At 40.6% G+C, this 18021-nt stretch carries 15 protein-coding genes; 8 read left to right on the forward strand and 7 right to left on the reverse strand.

The genetic code is table 11. The features are described 5' to 3' along the window. Nucleotides 1-71: 71 nt before the first annotated feature. The gene (locus tag M3P19_RS15890; RefSeq protein ID WP_249658679.1) at nucleotides 72-1094 is read right to left on the reverse strand and encodes an AraC family transcriptional regulator; all 1023 of its coding nucleotides are present in this window, start codon (nucleotides 1092-1094) and stop codon (nucleotides 72-74) included. A 279-nt stretch (nucleotides 1095-1373) separates the two neighbouring features. Between M3P19_RS15890 and M3P19_RS15895 the strand changes: the two genes are divergently transcribed. The 7 genes from M3P19_RS15895 (at nucleotide 1374) to M3P19_RS15925 (ending at nucleotide 11968) form a co-directional block, all read left to right on the forward strand. Beyond that, on the forward strand, nucleotides 1374-2912 hold the full coding sequence (locus tag M3P19_RS15895) for a sulfatase family protein (protein WP_249658680.1): 1539 nt from the start codon (nucleotides 1374-1376) through the stop codon (nucleotides 2910-2912). A 73-nt stretch (nucleotides 2913-2985) separates the two neighbouring features. Beyond that, nucleotides 2986-3705, forward strand: coding sequence for a carboxylesterase family protein (locus tag M3P19_RS15900; RefSeq protein WP_249658681.1), 720 nt, complete (start codon nucleotides 2986-2988; stop codon nucleotides 3703-3705). Further along, entirely contained in the window at nucleotides 3702-4445 is a 744-nt protein-coding gene (locus M3P19_RS15905) for a M15 family metallopeptidase (RefSeq protein ID WP_249658682.1), read from the forward strand. The genes M3P19_RS15900 and M3P19_RS15905 overlap by 4 nt, the downstream gene beginning before the upstream one ends. Before the next feature lie 25 nt (nucleotides 4446-4470). After that, a complete protein-coding gene (locus tag M3P19_RS15910; RefSeq protein ID WP_249658683.1) occupies nucleotides 4471-5349 on the forward strand; it encodes an alpha/beta hydrolase in 879 nt (292 codons plus the stop codon). Between the two features lie 124 nt (nucleotides 5350-5473). Further along, complete coding sequence (locus tag M3P19_RS15915; RefSeq protein ID WP_249658684.1) at nucleotides 5474-6019, forward strand: DUF4347 domain-containing protein; 546 nt, start codon at nucleotides 5474-5476, stop codon at nucleotides 6017-6019. A gap of 7 nt (nucleotides 6020-6026) precedes the next feature. Beyond that, nucleotides 6027-11072, forward strand: a complete 5046-nt coding sequence (locus M3P19_RS15920; RefSeq protein WP_249658685.1) for a T9SS type B sorting domain-containing protein — start codon at nucleotides 6027-6029, stop codon at nucleotides 11070-11072. Nucleotides 11073-11083: 11 nt separating this feature from the next. Continuing rightward, on the forward strand, nucleotides 11084-11968 hold the full coding sequence (locus M3P19_RS15925) for a PorP/SprF family type IX secretion system membrane protein (RefSeq protein ID WP_249658686.1): 885 nt from the start codon (nucleotides 11084-11086) through the stop codon (nucleotides 11966-11968). Between the two features lie 38 nt (nucleotides 11969-12006). Here M3P19_RS15925 and M3P19_RS15930 read toward each other — a convergent pair whose 3' ends face one another. Genes M3P19_RS15930 through M3P19_RS15940 form a run of 3 tightly spaced genes read right to left on the reverse strand, consistent with a single transcriptional unit; the run spans nucleotide 12007 to nucleotide 14956 of the window. Further along, a complete protein-coding gene (locus M3P19_RS15930) occupies nucleotides 12007-13194 on the reverse strand; it encodes a class I SAM-dependent methyltransferase (protein WP_249658687.1) in 1188 nt (395 codons plus the stop codon). A gap of 7 nt (nucleotides 13195-13201) precedes the next feature. Beyond that, nucleotides 13202-14302, reverse strand: coding sequence for an AI-2E family transporter (locus tag M3P19_RS15935; protein ID WP_249658688.1), 1101 nt, complete (start codon nucleotides 14300-14302; stop codon nucleotides 13202-13204). Nucleotides 14303-14305: 3 nt separating this feature from the next. Beyond that, a complete protein-coding gene (locus tag M3P19_RS15940) occupies nucleotides 14306-14956 on the reverse strand; it encodes a DUF4159 domain-containing protein (RefSeq protein WP_249658689.1) in 651 nt (216 codons plus the stop codon). Nucleotides 14957-14995: 39 nt separating this feature from the next. On the opposite strand from M3P19_RS15940, the gene M3P19_RS15945 reads away from it, so the two are divergent. Next, nucleotides 14996-15778 (forward strand): DUF1223 domain-containing protein, encoded by a 783-nt coding sequence (locus M3P19_RS15945; RefSeq protein ID WP_249658690.1) that lies wholly within the window; start codon nucleotides 14996-14998, stop codon nucleotides 15776-15778. On the opposite strand, the gene M3P19_RS15950 is transcribed toward M3P19_RS15945, so the two are convergent. From M3P19_RS15950 to tsaD, 3 genes are all read right to left on the reverse strand, one after another. Next, complete coding sequence (locus M3P19_RS15950; protein WP_249658691.1) at nucleotides 15775-16479, reverse strand: 16S rRNA (uracil(1498)-N(3))-methyltransferase; 705 nt, start codon at nucleotides 16477-16479, stop codon at nucleotides 15775-15777. The genes M3P19_RS15945 and M3P19_RS15950 overlap by 4 nt on opposite strands. Further along, on the reverse strand, nucleotides 16479-16808 hold the full coding sequence (locus M3P19_RS15955; protein ID WP_249658692.1) for a TfoX/Sxy family protein: 330 nt from the start codon (nucleotides 16806-16808) through the stop codon (nucleotides 16479-16481). The genes M3P19_RS15950 and M3P19_RS15955 overlap by 1 nt, the downstream gene beginning before the upstream one ends. Nucleotides 16809-16898: 90 nt before the next feature. Continuing rightward, nucleotides 16899-17966 (reverse strand): tRNA (adenosine(37)-N6)-threonylcarbamoyltransferase complex transferase subunit TsaD, encoded by a 1068-nt coding sequence (gene tsaD / locus M3P19_RS15960; RefSeq protein ID WP_283777965.1) that lies wholly within the window; start codon nucleotides 17964-17966, stop codon nucleotides 16899-16901. Nucleotides 17967-18021: the final 55 nt, after the last annotated feature.

An 18021-nucleotide genomic window follows, 5' to 3' on the forward strand; every position in this document is an offset into this window, starting at 1 on the left:
ACTGATTAAAATGTAGCAAGCGTACGGATAAAGTAATCCATACCACTTTTAACGTGGCTATCCGGTTAAAACTAGGACTGATTTCGAAACTCGGATGGTGTAAGTCTAAGACGTTTTTTAAATGCTGTGTTGAATGCGGATTTGGAATTGAAGCCCACTTCAAAACAGATTTCTTTGATACTTAAATCGGAATGGAGCAGTAAATCTTGGGCTTCCTCAATTCGGTAATCGTTGATCCAATCATTGAAATTTTTTTTGAATACACCATTGACGATTTCTGATACTTTTTCCTCGCGAATTCCAGTGAAGGTAGAAACCGTTTCACGATTCAAGTATGAATTTTTATAAGCTTGCGAATTGGCCACATAATTGACAATGGCAGTTAACTGGGATTTATCAAATTCAATGTTTTCGTGTTTATAAGGTATGTGCATCTTCACCTCGGAAAATGTATCGGGCTTTACCACAATCTGACGGATCACAACCATTAGGAATAGGGCCGTGAACATGTTTTGGGAGGATGTACAAATGACCGCAATTTCTATGGCTATTTTGCGGTTTAAATTTATTAAAACCACCTCGATAAGATGCATTATGACCAATACTCCAAAACCAATGGCAATTGTAGACATCCATGCTTCATGTTTTTTTAACGGGGCCTTGACCCGAATTTTTAAGGTAACTACAAAATAAACTAGTAATAAGACCGAATAATAGCTACTTAAAAGCCATTGGGGTAGAATCCAATCAGTGAAAATATGAGCCAACCACATACTCGCCAATAGGGCTTGTGTCAAAAGTACATGGGGAACATAAGAGGAGGTGTTTAATCCATAGAAGGTACGCACATAGAAAAATAGGGTTGGCCCATATAAGCAGACCATACTAACTACTATAATAGAAAAACCCCTAATGTCAATACTCCCTAAATGCAATAAAAATTCGGCGACTAATTGTATCACTAAGGCAATTAGAAGCACAAAAATGTACGCATTTCTTTGATTCTTTTTGGCCGGAATTGAAATCAAAATTAGCAATAAGACCAAAACAATGGCCAAAGTAAAAACTCCGACAAGGGGGGTGATTATTTGCATGGTTGGATAAGGTAGTCTAAATGTTAGGACGAATCAAGGTTTTGATTGTACCCAGTTCTTGTTGCTCATTCAATTGTCGGTAGAAAATATGGGCATCATATTACAAATGTACCTGAGGATTTAGGTACGGATTACGTAATCACTACCAAAAATCAAGTATTTCAGCGAAATTTTAAGTTGTACAGGACTGGAATGATGGCGTCTGTCGAAGAACCAAAACAGCAATGTGAATTTTACTTACCTTGATATCGAGCGATAAACCCTGTAAAGTAGCACACCATGTTTTCAATCACATTAAGATGCTGTATAAAATTACTGTTTGCATCAACAATAGTACTAGTAGGTTGTAAAGAGCCAAATTCAACTAGTGATAAAACGGACCTAAACAAACCAAATATTGTAATCATCTATTTAGATGATTTAGGTTATGGAGATGTTGGATTCAATGGAGCTACCGAATTGCAAACTCCAAACATGGATAAATTCGCAGAAAACGGATTGGTGTTTACGGATGGTTATGCTTCCTCCGCAACTTGTACACCCAGTAGATATGCATTGTTAACAGGAACTTATCCTTGGCGAAAAAAGGATGTTAGAATATTACCTGGAACGGCACCTTTAATTATTGATACCATGCAAATGACCTTGCCAAAATTACTTAAGGGTGAAGGATACAACACAGGAATTGTTGGTAAATGGCATTTGGGATTGGGCAATGGAAATGTGGATTGGAATCAAAAAGTTGGTCCAGGCCCAAACGAGGTGGGATTTGATTTTAGTTACATTATGGCGGCCACGCAAGATCGTGTCCCAACAGTATATATAGAAAATGGTTATGTAGAAGGTTTGGAAGTCGATGATCCGATAGCAATTGATTACCAAGAGAATTTTGAAGGAGAACCCACTGGTTTGGAAAATCCAGAACTGCTTAAAATGAAATGGCATCACGGTCATAATAACAGTATCGTAAACGGTATTCCTCGAATAGGATTCATGAAGGGTGGAAAAAACGCCCAATGGCGGGATGAGGATATGGCAGATGTATTTCTTCAGCAGGCACAAGCCTACATCAAATCCAAAAAAGATGCACCTTTTTTTCTGTATTACGCACTGCAACAACCACATGTACCGCGAACTCCGCATGAGCGTTTTGTTGGAAAAACAGGGCTAGGGCCTCGAGGCGATGTAATTTATGAGGCGGATTGGTGTATAGGTGAGTTGATGAAAACCTTGGCTCAGGAAAACATCCTTGAAAACACCTTGGTGATTTTAACTAGTGATAATGGTCCAGTAGTTAACGATGGGTATTACGATGATGCCGTTGAAAAGTTAGGTGACCATAATCCTGCAGGTCCATTACGTGGTGGTAAATACAGCTTGTTTCAGGCGGGAACGCGGGTTCCTTTTGTTACGTTTTGGAAAGACAAGATTCAACCAGGTAGAAGTTCAACTTTGGTAAGTCAATTGGACCTGTTCTCCTCTTTAGCGCAATTAGCGGGAAGTAAGGAACGTACCGCAGATAGTGAAGCCCTTTTGAAGGTATTTTTGGGTGAATCGGATGAAGGCCGTGAAGCACTGATCATTGAAGCTTCAACAAGAACTGCATTACGTAAAGGAAATTGGGTGTTTATTCCTCCCTATGAAGGACCGGCAGTTCACCAACCCGTTAATATCGAATTAGGAAATCATGATACGCATCAACTTTTCAATTTAAAAACTGATTTGGGTGAAACTACTGATTTGTCCGAAGTGAACCCAGAGAAACTCCAGGAGATGATAAAAACCTATGAAGCCATAAGAGCTGAAAATCTAAATTGATTTTTAAATTAAATATTGAGTTAATTCATTTCCAATACTGAAATTGACTGGTCATTGTTTTGTACATTGGGTTATGCAAAAAAATCGAATTTTATGCGTTTTGAGTGCGTTTGGGATGCTACTATTGATTCAGTCCTGCGCGGCCCAGTCGCATTTGATTGAGGATAAGCTAAAAACCGTATCCACAGAACAGCTGCGTTATTACCTCTATTATCCAGAAGACTATGAGAATACCAAAAAGGACTTTGGTCTACTGTTGTTTCTTCACGGCGGCGGTGAATCAGGCGGCGAGTTGGAGGAGCTAAAGGAAAATGGCCCGCCTAAGATGCTGGTGGAAGGAAAACAATTTCCTTTCCTTGTCTTAGCCCCTCAAAACCCGCATAAGAAAAAGTGGTGGAATACTACAGCAGTCATGCAACTACTGGATTCGGTGGTAGATAGTAATCGCGTGGACCCTAAAAGAATTTATTTAACAGGATTAAGTAGGGGAGGAAGCGCTTCATGGGAAATGGCTACCCAGTACCCAGACAAATTTGCCGCTATGGCAGTAGTTTGCGGAATGGCACCTTTGCCTTATGCGCATTGGATAAATAAAAAGATGCCGATTTGGGTTTTTCACGGGGCAAATGACAAAGTCATCAGTGTAGAAGAATCGGATAAAATGGTAGCCAAACTCAGAAAAATGAATTATAAAGTGGACTATACGCGCTACGAGAATGTGGGTCATAATGCCTGGGAACGTGCATATACGACTGATTCTCTATATACTTGGTTTGCAAAACAAAAACGATGAAGATAATAATAGTGCTATTAGTTTTCGTGGTTTCGATTACGTCCTGTAAAAACAATAAGACCAATGCGGAACCTGCATTGAAAAAGCAGGAAGAAGATACCCTGGTTCATCTAGTGGATATTGTTGAAACACAAAAAAAAGAGAAGCAATTAAGGTCTTTCAACGGCTTGGCAGATACCTCATTTGTCCGACTTGCGGATTTTAGTGATGACTTTGTGTATGATATGCGGTATGCAACGGAAAATAATTTTTTAAAAGCTAAAGTTTACGATTGTGCTGAATGTTACACCAGGGTAAAAACTGCCAAAGCCCTTGTGGAAGCTAACAAGGAATTTATGACGCAAGGGCTAAAAATTAAATTCTACGATTGTTATCGACCTAATAGTGTCCAGTTTTTAATGTGGAAAATCGTACCCAACCCACAGTATGTTGCAAACCCAGTCAAAGGTTCCATTCATAATAAAGGCGGTGCAGTAGATATTACCTTGGTCAATTTTGATGGCAAGGAATTGGATATGGGAACAGATTTCGATTTTTTTGGTAAACGGGCCTATCATGACAATATGGAACTTCCCCAGAATATTTTGGATAACCGAAAATTATTAAAGGAAACCATGGAATCTTATGGATTTTGGTCCATAAGAACGGAATGGTGGCATTACAATCTATCTGCAGGATCCAATGATAAAATCGCAAACTTTAAATGGGCATGTCCCCAAGAAAACAATGAGACCAATTAGCGCACTTTTAATATGCATTCTATTCATGAATTTTAACGCTGTTGCACAAGATGCTGTAATTCCATTATGGCCCAATTCGGTACCCAATCAAAAAGTTAGTGATGAGCAGGAAATTGACCGTATGGAGAACATTCGTTGGGTACGGAATGTGCAAAACCCCGTTATTGAAGTCTATTTGCCTAGCAAAGCTATAAACACAAAAAGGGCTGTACTTCTTTTTCCGGGCGGAGGCTATCAAGGTCTGGCTTATAATTGGGAAGGTGTGGATTTTGCAAAAACTTTTAATGCCAAGGGAGTTGCGGGAATTGTAGTTAAGTACCGATTACCAATTTCAAAAAGTATAAGCGAAAAGCAATATGAAGTGCCGCTCCAAGACGCCCAAAGAGCAATTAGAATTGTAAGATCAAAGGCAAAAGAATGGGAAATTGATCCCGAAAAAATTGGAATAATGGGTTTTTCAGCGGGGGGACACCTTGCCTCTTCCCTTGGGGTGCATTACGATGTTGAGGTTTACCCATATCAAGACGAGGCGGATAAATTTTCAGCTAGACCAAATTCCATGGCTTTGATCTATCCAGTGATCTCAATGCAATCAGCCACCACTCACGGAGGATCTCGTGAAAGTCTATTGGGTAAAAATCCTTCAGAGGAACTCATTTCTAGATTTTCTTCCGAAAAGCAGGTAAATATGAGTACGCCACCTACCTTTTTATTACATGCCATGGATAATGAAGCTGTACCGGTTGAAAATTCAACGCTCTTTTTTGAGGCGCTTCGAAAAAACAAGATACCTACCACTTCTCACATTTATCCAACTGGAGGACATGGCTTTGCCTTGGCTTTGGATCATCCCTTGCTAAAAAACTGGGTAGTTATGTATTTGGATTGGCTAAACACTTTTTAAAAGAAAGTATATTCTTACAATAAATGTAAGTTTCACAACTATAACACACTGCTTGTCAACATAAATTTCATTAGGAACGATAAAGATAATTCATTTGATGTAAGAAAATACTTATATCAAAACCGTGACAAAAAAAGAACCTCCCCAACTGAAGATGCCCAAGGTAATTCTCCTTATTTGCATCGTATTTTTAACATTGAACCTTACTGCACAAGACGCTGATGTAGTCATTGTAGACGAAAATTTCCCCAACAAAGCCGGCCTATTGGCTTCGCTACCAGTTGGTACTCCAGTAATTACCACAAATTCGCAAGTGACCTTACAACAGGCCTTGGAGTCGGCAATTACCAATCCAGCCACCAAAGCAAATATCCATTTGTTTTGTACATCTGATGATTCATCCATTGCCCTTGGCAATCAATCGTATTCGGCGGAAAACATTTCGTCCAGTCTAAATCAAAACACTTTTGCTGCAGTTTCAGAAAAATGTTTACTGATTTATTCTTGTTCCTTGGCCAAAAACCAAGAAGGCATTTCCTTGATGGAAACAATCGCGGACCAGACCAACATGGTTGTGGCATCTTGTTTTAGTTGTGAAAGCATTGACGAAGAACTCGAATTTGATTTTACAACCTCCCCAATCTTGATTTCTTCATCCTTATTCAAATAAGACCAAAATGAACCAAACCAAATTTCTTTTGGTCAATCTCGCATTGTTGTTTTGTGGATTGGCCTGGCAGTCTTTGCATGCCCAAACCGTAAATATGGAAGTGCAACAGGGCCCCAACATTGATGTAGTCCTTACGGTTGGAATCACAAGTCAAAACATTGATGACTTTGAGGCAGATTTAGGGGCAGCCCTTGAGACCAAAGGCATCCCGGCAGAAAAACTTTACGTTCAGGGATTTGAACGAACAACCATTTCCTCAAATGCAGAGGATGCGGCGGATATTTTCAATAACTGGATTCGCTGGGGATATAACCCAGAGACCTGGGAATTTGTAGACGCTGACAAAGTGATTCGCAGAATCAACAACGATTATTTGGCAGGATTTTATGATCCGGTCTTCGACTCGTCCAATTATACTTTGGAGGTGGATATGACCACCCAAGGAGGTGACAATGACGATATGGGAATCACCTTTGGCATGGAGAATGGTCCTATTGGCTCTTACCTATTCAATTTATCCGGTGCTGTGCGTACACTCACGACAACAGAATTTATTCCAAGCCACGGATTTGCTTCCGGTCTCTATGAAATTACCCGTGATGATGGAAATGCAAATCCAAGACATTATCTGAGAGGGTTGGAAGGTTCAGTGAATACAATTTTCAACCCTGCATCCAATACTACTTGGTATCATGTTAAGGTTACTGTTAGTGGCAAAAATGTAAAGATTTGGGTAGATGATGTTTTGGTCATTGACTACACGGCAGCCTCCGATATTGGCGGCAGTTATGGATTCTTTTCCAACAGTCAGCCGTATGCGACCTTCAAAAATATTGAGGTAACGAGTCTTACCCTAAAAAAATTCAAGGATGTGTTACGCGAGCCGCAATGGCGAAACAGCGCAATGCGTTTCAATGTGAATCTGGACGATCAAGAAGTTGATGATTTTGAGAATGATGATGATTTAGCAGAAATCCTGATGCGAACCATCAATGAAGATATCCACTATTTAGGATGGGGATTGGATGGAAACAAAGCGCAGTTCGAACGTTTTGTGCAACAAAACAACAACCAAGGAACCTTTATAAACAGAGATCAGGGCAGTTGGTCGGTTTGGATGGATGTAATGGCCCAATATATCTATAATCAATATGTTTTTGAAACCGTTACAACCGGTGATTATTTTATTGCAGGAACCTCTGTTGAAATTGCCGTAGACCCAACGGAAATGAAAACCAATACAGCAAACGCCAGTTTTCCGAGCGGACGTTGGAAAATCACCCACGACGAAACCTTTTTCCCAAACAACGAGGGAAAAGCGTCATGGAGTGGATTGTATTTGGAGGATGTCCCAGAGTTTTATGAGAAACCGGGGAAATACGATTTCACCTTCGAGGATTTACCAACATCCCCAACAACCCTGTTCTTTCACAGGCGACCAGTGGCGAGCTTTACCTATAGTTCCGGAACTGGGGTATTCAACGATACTTCATTTGATTTGGATGGAGGTTCCAACAATGGGATCGCCCAAACAGAATGGAAATGGAAATCCGTAGATGCCGCATCAACCAATGATTGGACGCTCGGAGTTTTTGATAAAAATTCAGTGCCGGATGGTGAATATTTGGTAATACTTACCGTACAGGATCACCAAGGTGTTTGGAGTAGTCCAACAAGTGCATACATTTTAGTGGACAGCAGTAGTGGCTCAACCAGTGAAGATTTACCGGTTTCACAATTCAATATACAACCGGACCAGTTATTTACCTATTCAGGAAACATGACCATTGGGATTGAAAACAATTCTATAGATCCTTATGGAAGAACCCTAGCAACTGAAGAATGGATTGTGATACAACGTGTCTACGATAATGAAGGAAACCCAACGGATACGGAAATACACAATTCCACGACAGAAATGACCGATTTCTCGGCCTACAACAATCTAACTGCTGAGTACATCATTAGTTTAAGGGTTCAAACAGATACCGGTGTGTGGTCACAGCCATTTTATCGAACATTGACGGTAACCCATGATACGATTGATCCAACATTGGAAGCTTCTCCAGAAAACGGGAGTATGGATACCGGAGTGGATGTGCTATTGACATTTCAGGATGAAACCAATGGTAGCGGTTTTGACGTACAGCGTTATGTCCTTCGTCAAAATTCTAGTCCGCCTGCAACAGATGATGCAAGTTGGTCGTCTTGGAGTAATAGTCAGTCCAAAAACGTGTCCTTCCAAACCGGCGGAACAGGTTGGTATATCCATGCCGAAGCAAAAGATAACGCCGGCAACGTTGGCACAGCTAGTTTCGGACCATTCAATATTACATTGGTTGTAGGTGCAGGTGACGATTTGGCCATTTTGGACGAAGATTCACCTTCCAACCCCATTGATGTCCTATATAATGATGTCTATGATTTAAATAATACACCCGTACTGACCATAACGGTGCAGGGGACAAAAGGAACTGCGACCATTAACGGAAGCAACCAGGTAATTTATACACCAAATCCGGACGCTTTTGGTAGTGACACAGTTACTTATGAACTTGATGATGCCGGTTCCAAGGTGACAGCTAACATCACCTTGTCCATTACACCATCGGATGACCCTCCAACGGCTGTAGCTGATGTATTCAACTTGAACGAGGCAACGACTTTGAATGATGATGTCTCGACCAACGACATTGAAGTAGATGAAGATGTACGAATTTATTATCTGATTGATAGCCCAACCCGTGCAAGTTCATTTACCTTAAACAGTGATGGCACATTCAGTTACCAACATGATGGAAGTGAACATACCTCCGATAGTTTCACTTACAATTTTGAAGATGCCCATGCAATCACTGAAACGGTAACCGTTGACTTGAATATAACCTTAACCAATGATTTACCGGTAGGAAGTAATGAAGCAATTGAAGTATTGGAAGATCGTGCATTCAATTTTGCTGTTTCCGACTTCACGTTTAGCGACGGGGACGTTGGTGATACTTTTAATGGTATTCAAATTACGAGTTTGCCTTTAAACGGGAGTCTTACCTACAATGGAAACCCTGTCAATCAAGATGATATGATTGACGATGTGACCCAATTGGTGTTCATCACGGATCTCGATGGTTTCGGTGCTAATTATGCTTCATTCGGATTTAAGGTGAAGGACCAAGCTGATGCTGTCAGTGTTGCAACCTACAGCGTGGCCGTAACTGCTTTGCAAGATACTGATGGCGATGGAGACCCCAATACAACGGATACAGACGATGATAATGATGGAACATTGGATGGAGACGATGCCTTCCCGCTAGATCCCACCGAAGATGCTGATGCCGATGGAGATGGAACAGGGGACAACGCAGATTTGGATGATGACAACGACGGCACCAATGATACCGAGGATGCCTTTCCATTAGATCCAACCGAAGATACCGATACCGATGGCGATGGAACAGGAAATAATGCCGATACCGATGATGACAACGATGGCACATTGGATGGAGAGGATGCCTTTCCATTGGATTCCGCTGAGGATACAGATTCTGATGGTGACGGAACCGGTGACAATGCGGACACGGATGATGATAATGATGGAACCTTGGATGGGGATGATGCCTTTCCATTGGATCCTGCAGAAGATACAGATACCGATGGTGATGGAACAGGAGATAATGCGGATACGGATGACGATAATGACGGTACCCTTGATGGTGAAGATGATTTTCCATTAGACCCTACGGAAGACACCGATACGGATGGGGATGGAACAGGAGACAATGCGGATACGGATGACGACAATGACGGTACCCTTGACGTTGAAGATGCCTTTCCATTAAATCCTGCGGAAGATACCGATACCGATGGAGATGGTACTGGAGATAATACAGATACAGATGATGATAACGATGGCACCTTGGATGGTGATGACGTATTCCCATTAGACCCAACAGAAGATTCCGATAATGATGGGGATGGAACAGGTGATAATGCTGATACGGATGATGACAATGATGGAATCTTGGATGGAGAAGATGCATTCCCAAATGACCCTGCGGAAGATTCCGATAATGATGGTGACGGATTAGGTGATAATGCAGATACGGACGATGACAATGACGGAACATTGGACAATCAAGATACATTCCCATTTGACCCCGCCGAAGACGCTGATAACGACGGTGATGGAGTGGGTGATAATGCTGATACGGATGATGATAATGATGGCACAGCAGATACCAATGATGCCTTCCCGTTTGACCCAGCTGAAGATACAGATACAGATGGTGATGGAACAGGGGATAATGCGGATAATGATGATGATAATGACGGTACCCAAGATAGTGATGATGCCTTTCCTACCGACCCGAATGAGGATACGGATACGGATGGCGATGGGATAGGAAATAATCAGGATTCGGATGATGACAACGACGGTGTTCCTGATACTGAAGATTCAGAGCCATTGAATGGAACGGATACCGACAATGACGGCATACCGGATTCCGAAGACAATGATGACGACAATGATGGTACCGACGACGCGGATGATGTCTTCCCACTAAATCCTAATGAAGATACGGATACGGATTGGGATGGAATTGGTGATAATGCGGATAATGATGACGATGATGATGGTGTCAATGATGCAGAGGACGCTTTCCCATTTGACCCAACAGAACAATCCGATAACGACAATGATGGAATTGGAGACAACGCTGACCCGGATGACGATAATGATGGTGTGTTTGACGCAGCAGATGATTTTCCAACCAACTCAGAACCCAAAATCCAACCAGCACAGGCGTTTACGCCAAACGGTGACGGAATGAATGAAGCATGGGTGATACCTGGAATTGATAACTATCCGAACAATGTGGTACGGGTTTACAATAGATGGGGGCATGAAGTTTTTGGAACTAGAAGTTATAACAATGACTGGGAAGGATTTTATAGGAACAACAGAGAGAAATTACCATCTGGTTCTTATATGTATGTCATAGAACTAGGAGACGGTTCCAGTCCAATTCAAGGATGGATTTATATCAATTACTAAAAAACGAAAACATGAGATATTTTATAATATTAATTGGATTGCTGGCTTTCACATGGCACAATGCTCACGCCCAACAAGACCCACATTATACATTCTACCGGTATAATATGAACTTGATAAATCCGGCCTATGCTGGTACTTCGGAAAGCGCAGAACTAACATTAGGATTGCGTAGTCAATGGGCAGGGGTAGAAGGAGCGCCCGAGAGTCAGAGTGCTTTGTTTTCAATGCCTGTAGGGCAAAAGGTTGGACTCGGAGTATCTATTCTTAACGACCAAACCTTTATTGAAAATCAAACTTGGGTCGCGATTGATTTTTCCTATCAATTACAGCTGAATCAAGACTATGTACTCTACCTTGGACTAAAAGCCAGTGGCAATTCCTATAGCGCAAATACACAAGGATTGGTAACATATGGTATGGGTCAGGACGGTACCTTAATGGATTTTGAAAGTAGTTTTACTCCAAATGTTGGGGTAGGAGCATATCTAAAACATGAGAAGTTTTTTGTATCGCTGTCAGCACCCAAGGTTATGACCCCGGACCGGTTGGAAGAAACCAATGGCAATGCGTATTTAAGTACAGACAAAAGGCATGTGTATTTGGCCGGTGGGTATGATTTTGAGCTAGGTAAAAATCTAAGTCTCCAAGCAAGTAGCATGCTTCGTTATGTGGAGGCGTCACCAATGTCCCTTGATTTAACGTCGATACTCGATTTTGGTGAGCGCTTTAAGTTTGGTGCATCTTACCGTTTGGATGAAGCAATAAGTGGAATGTTTCTATTTGATGTAAGTTCTGGCTTGAATATAGGCTATGCCTATGAGGCGGCTTTGGAAAGCTCCGTGAACAATATCGATAATAGTTCGCATGAATTGTTTATGCGATTGACCATGTAAAGTTGAAAAAGAAAATAAATAGTGCGGGTTTATCAAGTTTAGGATGGCTCGCACTTTTTTGTTTTAATGATGATCAAATCGTCCAAATGGTTTTTTGAGAAGAAAAGATAATCCTCCCCACCATCTTTTAACTTGAACTTTTTTCTCAAATCTGCTACGCGCACTGGAAAATTACGTGTGGTGATATTTACTTTTTTATTTCGATAAGATTGAAGATTCTTTTTGGTGTAGGGTAAGACTTTCTCAATCTTGAAGCATCGCCCAGGAAAATCCAACAATTTGTCCGAAGTATATAAATGAGAATGCTGGTGCAGCTTATGAAGTTCAAATTCAACCCCAATGGATTTAAACCCGCCGGATTTTAGGATGGCAGAATTCGGTTCATAAAGGAAGGCTTGTGGTAATTGATAGGTGACTTCTGCTACACTTTCTTTTTCAAGTTCAAAACTGAATTCTTGTACAATGTTCTTATTCAAATTGATTGTTTTGACGACAATGTCATTGGAACAGTTATGTTCCAAAACAAAAAGAAGTTCCTTAACTTCATTTTGGATGGCCACCACATGGATCTCCCTAATGTATTCCAATTCAGATATTCCTTGTTTGATATCCAAGAGGGGAGAGGTTTTAATGAGTACGTTCTTGGATTTGGAAAATAACAACGATAGCTTTTCCGGAAGATTGGGTTCACAATCTTTCATTAAGAAGACTTTTCCTTTTACATCATGCCGACGGGAGGGATCTACGTAAATCCAATCATAGTGTCGATTGGATGCTGTCAAAAATTGCAATCCATCACCCGGATGCGCTTTTATATTTTGTGCCCCCAAAACAACGAAATTATAAGCCGCGATTTCACTTAATTTGGCATTCTTCTCACAATGAAAAACGCATTCCATTTTTTTAGAAAAATAGAAACTGTCTACACCAAATCCACCAGTTAAATCCAACAGGTTTTTTCCACTTACCAATCTTGATTTGTATTCAGCGGCACCTTCGGAACTGGTTTGTTCTATGTTGAGTTTATTTGGGTAGTACACCTTTGGAGTAGCAAACCAAGTAGGTAGTTTTGACCTGCTTTTTTTCTTGGCTTCCAGTTGTGTGGCAAGTTCTTTTTGGGACACCCCTTCAAAAACTTGCTTTTGCAATAAAACTGACACGATGTCAGTATTTAAATTATTTTCTATATAATCCTGAACACCAGTATTTAATATCAATTTATTCAAACTGATACTATAAGTTTTTTGTTAGTTTTTTTACTACTTCGTTTTCTGCTAAAAACTCCTTTAATATCACCTTTATAGCGGTGTATCCGGGTACGGCCACGACCATTCCGACAACACCAAAAAGTAAACCCGCAATTATGATGATAAGAAAGATTTCCAAGGGATGTGATTTAACACTTGTAGAGAAAATAAAGGGTTGGGAAAAGAAATTGTCGATCAATTGTCCTATTACCAAACCAATTAAAACATATAATGCTTTTGGTAAGATTACCGTGCTGAAATCGGCACCCAAAAAACTTGTCATTGTAAGCGTAACCATAATGGCTCCACCGATGATTGGACCCACATATGGAATGATGTTGAACAGAGCGCATAAGAAGGCAATTACAATGGCATTTTCCACCCCGACAATCAATAAGGCAATGGTATAAATCACGAATAGAATAAACAACTGCAATAATATACCGGCAAAGTATCTGGACAATAAGTTGTTGATTTTATCAACGGATTTTACCAGATTACCTTCCTTATCATCCGGAACAAAAGTGAGCATACCATTTTGGAACAGCTTACTGTCTTTTAGAAAGAAAAAGGAAATAAATAGTACTGAGAATAATCCAATACTGAAATTGCTCAAAACATTCAAAAAAGAATTAAGGAAATTTGGTATGAACCCAAGATCCATTCCTTCCAACACATTCTTTTCCAAATCTGAGTCTTCTATTAGATGCGAGACGCTGTCAGTAGTGGCGCCAAAATATTCCAATATTTGTAGGTAAAGGGTGTTTACATCGGCCTTTAAGGAATCTATATCAAGAAGGGACAGATTTTTACTTTGCTCATTGATCAATGGAATAAACAAAGCCAAGATGCCAATGAAAATAGCTAACATAAAAACCATAGTTGCGATAACTGCCAGCGTATTTGGAAACTTAAGTTTCCGTCTTAAGAAGAGAACTACTGGTCTCCCCAATAAGGCAATTACGGCAGCTATTGCCAAATAGGCCAATACAGATTGAATTTTTAGTAGTAGATATCCCAAAAGAACGATACCCGTAATAATGGCGACCGCCCTTAATATTCCGTTAGCAATGGTTTTTGATGTCATTGGTTAGCTTTTAAATGCGTATTGTAGTATGTTAGCACCCATTTGTAAGGCCTGTAGTCTCACTTCTTCTGGATCGTTGTGCACAGAAGGGTCTTCCCAACCATCCCCTAAATCACTTTCATAAGTAAATAATAGTAGTAATCTACCTTCATGAACAATACCTAATGCCTGTGGCCTATTACCATCGTGTTCATGAATTTTGGGTAATCCATCTTTAAAGTTATAGCGTTGTTCAAATATGGGGTGGTCGTTCCCTAATTCTTCCAATTGCTTATTTGGGAAAACCTTTTTTAGTTCCCGAACCAAATAGGGTTCCATTCCATAATTATCGTCTACGTGAATAAATCCGCCTGCCAACAAATAAGTTCTCAGATTTAGTGCTTCTTCATCCGTGAAGAATACATTACCGTGGCCAGTCATATGCAGATAGGGATATTGAAATATAGAAACACTATTTGCCTCAACCGTCTTTGGCTTGGGACTGATTTTTGTTCCAATTTGGGAATTGCAAAATTCAATAAGATTGGGCAATGCTGTAGGGTTGGAATACCAATCACCGCCACCACCATATTTTAATATAGCGATATCTTGGGCAGCACATAAACTGGTCATAAAAAAAGTTAAAATGAAGATGCGCAACGTAAGTATTCCCATTTAGTTCCGATTGACTTAATACTCAAAAGTACAGTATTCATGATTAAAAAAATCATAATTTCCTCTGTTGCGTTTTTTGTGATGTCCTTGGTGGCACTTTACCATGCGCACAATGTTGAAACCGCTACGACGGAAAAAGTTTTAGAGGAAATCACCGGGAACAACTCCATAGTGGTCCTGGAATTATTTACTTCCCAGGGTTGTTCCAGTTGCCCTCCTGCCGATAGATTACTTCAGCAAGTAAAGCAAGAATACCCTGAAAATGTATTCGCGCTATCGTACCATGTCGATTATTGGAATTACATCGGCTGGGAAGACCCATTCAGCAATCCGGCCTATTCCGTAAAACAGAGAAATTATACTCGAAAGTTCAACTACAGGTCCAATTATACCCCACAAATAGTCGTAAACGGGATGGAGCATTTCGTGGGATCAAATGCGACTAAAATGTATTCCAAAATTCAGGATTACAGTGCCAAAGCCCAAGAAAATCAAGTGTCATTAGACAAGGTGTCTTTGGAAAATGATAGGATAAATTTCAATTTTAATGTTGATGGGACAGTTGAAGGAAGGCAGTTAAGAGCGGTGTTGGTGCTGGATGAACGCACAACAGAAGTGAAAAGAGGAGAAAACAGGAATAGAACGCTAAAGAACAGCAATATTGTTGTGGCGGAAAATTATATCAATTTAGGGGCCAATGCTGGAATTGGAAGCGTTAAAGTGCCCTCCTTGGTTAGGACTTCAGATAAAATGACACTTATGGTCTTGATAGAATCCGATAATCAAGATATCACAGCAGCAGCAAAATATAGGATTAGCTAGTTATTGATTATTGCCACCGTGGTACACGCGACTATGGCAGCAGTCTCAGTTCTAAGTCGATTATTACCCATGGACACAGGCACAAAGCCGTTGTCCATAGCCATATGGATTTCCTCTTTAGAGAAATCGCCTTCGGGTCCAATGAGAATAGTTACATCCTTATCGGCGGCCACCCTTCTTTTCAATTCCATTTTTTCGCCTTCATCACAATGAGCGATAAATTTCAATCCTTGAATGTGTTCTTGTATGAATTTGGTAAAAGTGATTGGTTGATTTAACCTAGGGAGATTTGTTTGGAGCGATTGTTTCATTGCAGACTGCAGTACACGTTCCATGCGTTCCATTTTCAAGACCTTTCGTTCTGAACGATGACAAATGACCGGTGTAATCTCATCAACCCCAATTTCCGTAGCCTTTTCCAAAAACCATTCAAAGCGCTCGTTCATTTTGGTTGGTGCCACAACCATATGCAAGCAATATCTTTTTGGGACACTTTTCTTTTCTGAAACAATTTGGGCTTTACATTTCCGCAGGTCCGCAACCAGAATTTCAGCTTCAAAAAGTATACCTCTACCATCGGTGATATGCAAAAGGTCACCCTCTTTTTTACGTAAAACTTTAACAATATGCTTGCTTTCCTCAGTTGAAAAGAAAAACTGTTTGAAGCTATTGTCTAGGGATGGATTGTAAAATAGTTGCATTATACGAGTTTGCTTTTAGCGTGTTCAAGTCCAAGTGCTATCCAATCGTTTAATTGTGCTTCTGTTTTATACCCTTCAGCCGAAACAAAAATGAACTCTTTCATTGGTTTTCCAGTAAAATCCATGGGGCGTACATTTTCCATGGAAAGGACTTTGTCCATTTTGGAGGCAATAACACGAACCATAAGATCATCTTTCACGGGTCCCACAGTCATTTTTCCACCATATAAGAAGGCAACACCGCCAAACATTTTCTTTTCGGTGAATGTTTCTGGAAATAGAGCTGTGGCATTGCGGATTCGACTGGCTAATTCTAGATTGTACGCCATCTTTTCTGAATTGATGATTAGAATCGAAAAGGTATGAAATTAAATTGTCAAAACGGCTAACAAGGAACCCTGGAGTCAGGTTTATCGGCATTAACTCCCAATGGCGAATCTTGCTTTTGCCGCAACGCTTTGGTCAGAAAAGTCGTTTTCCAAGTATTTCAAATAACCAACTATGCCAATCATGGCTGCGTTATCCGTGCAATATGCAAATTTGGGGATATAAGTGGACCATCCCATACTTGCCTCTGCTTCTTTCAAACGTGCACGGATGCCAGAGTTCGCAGCTACCCCACCACCAATAGCAACATGTTTTATTCCCGTTTGTTCTACAGCTAATTTCAATTTATCCATCAATATTTCAAGGATGGTGTGCTGAACAGAGGCACAGATATCATCAATGTGCTCTTTTACAAAATCAGGATTCTTCCTGGTTTCGCGTTGCAAGAAATACAGAATACTGGTCTTTAGGCCGCTAAAACTGAAATTGAGGCCTTCCACCTTGGGTTTTGGAAAAGGGTATGCCGCTGGATTACCTTCTCTAGCGTGTTTATCCACTAAGGGTCCTCCTGGGTATGGTAGCCCCATTAGTTTTGCACTTTTATCAAACGCTTCCCCCACAGCATCATCCAAGGTTTCACCAAGGACTTCCATTTCAAAATAACTGTTTACTCTAACAATTTGTGTATGTCCCCCGCTTATGGTCATCCCCAAAAAGGGAAACGGCGGCCGTTTTGTATCCTCATCTGAAATAAAATGGGCTAATATGTGGGCTTCCATATGATTGACTTCAATCAATGGAATTCCCAACCCCAATGCCAAAGATTTTGCAAATGAGGTGCCGACCAATAGAGAACCCATAAGTCCTGGCCCTCGAGTAAAAGCTATGGCGGATAGTTGTTTTTTATCGATATTTGCTTTGGCCAAGGCCTGGTGAACCACTGGAACAATATTTTGCTGATGTGCCCTGGATGCCAATTCTGGCACCACACCTCCATATTGCCTATGGATTTCCTGAGTTGCCACAACATTACTCAATACTTCGGTGTTAGATAATACAGCGGCCGAAGTGTCGTCACAGGAAGATTCTATTGCTAGGATATAAATTTTTTCTGCTGACACGGATTTTGGAACAAAAATTGGTCGACAAAGGTAAAACATAAAGCCCTATCAAAAAATTAAGGAAAATACTGTTGCGCGTACTATTGGCAATTCT

Origin of the sequence: Flagellimonas spongiicola, from assembly GCF_023502425.1 — a bacterium.
In the GTDB taxonomy this organism is placed as follows: Bacteria; Bacteroidota; Bacteroidia; order Flavobacteriales; family Flavobacteriaceae; genus Flagellimonas; species Flagellimonas spongiicola.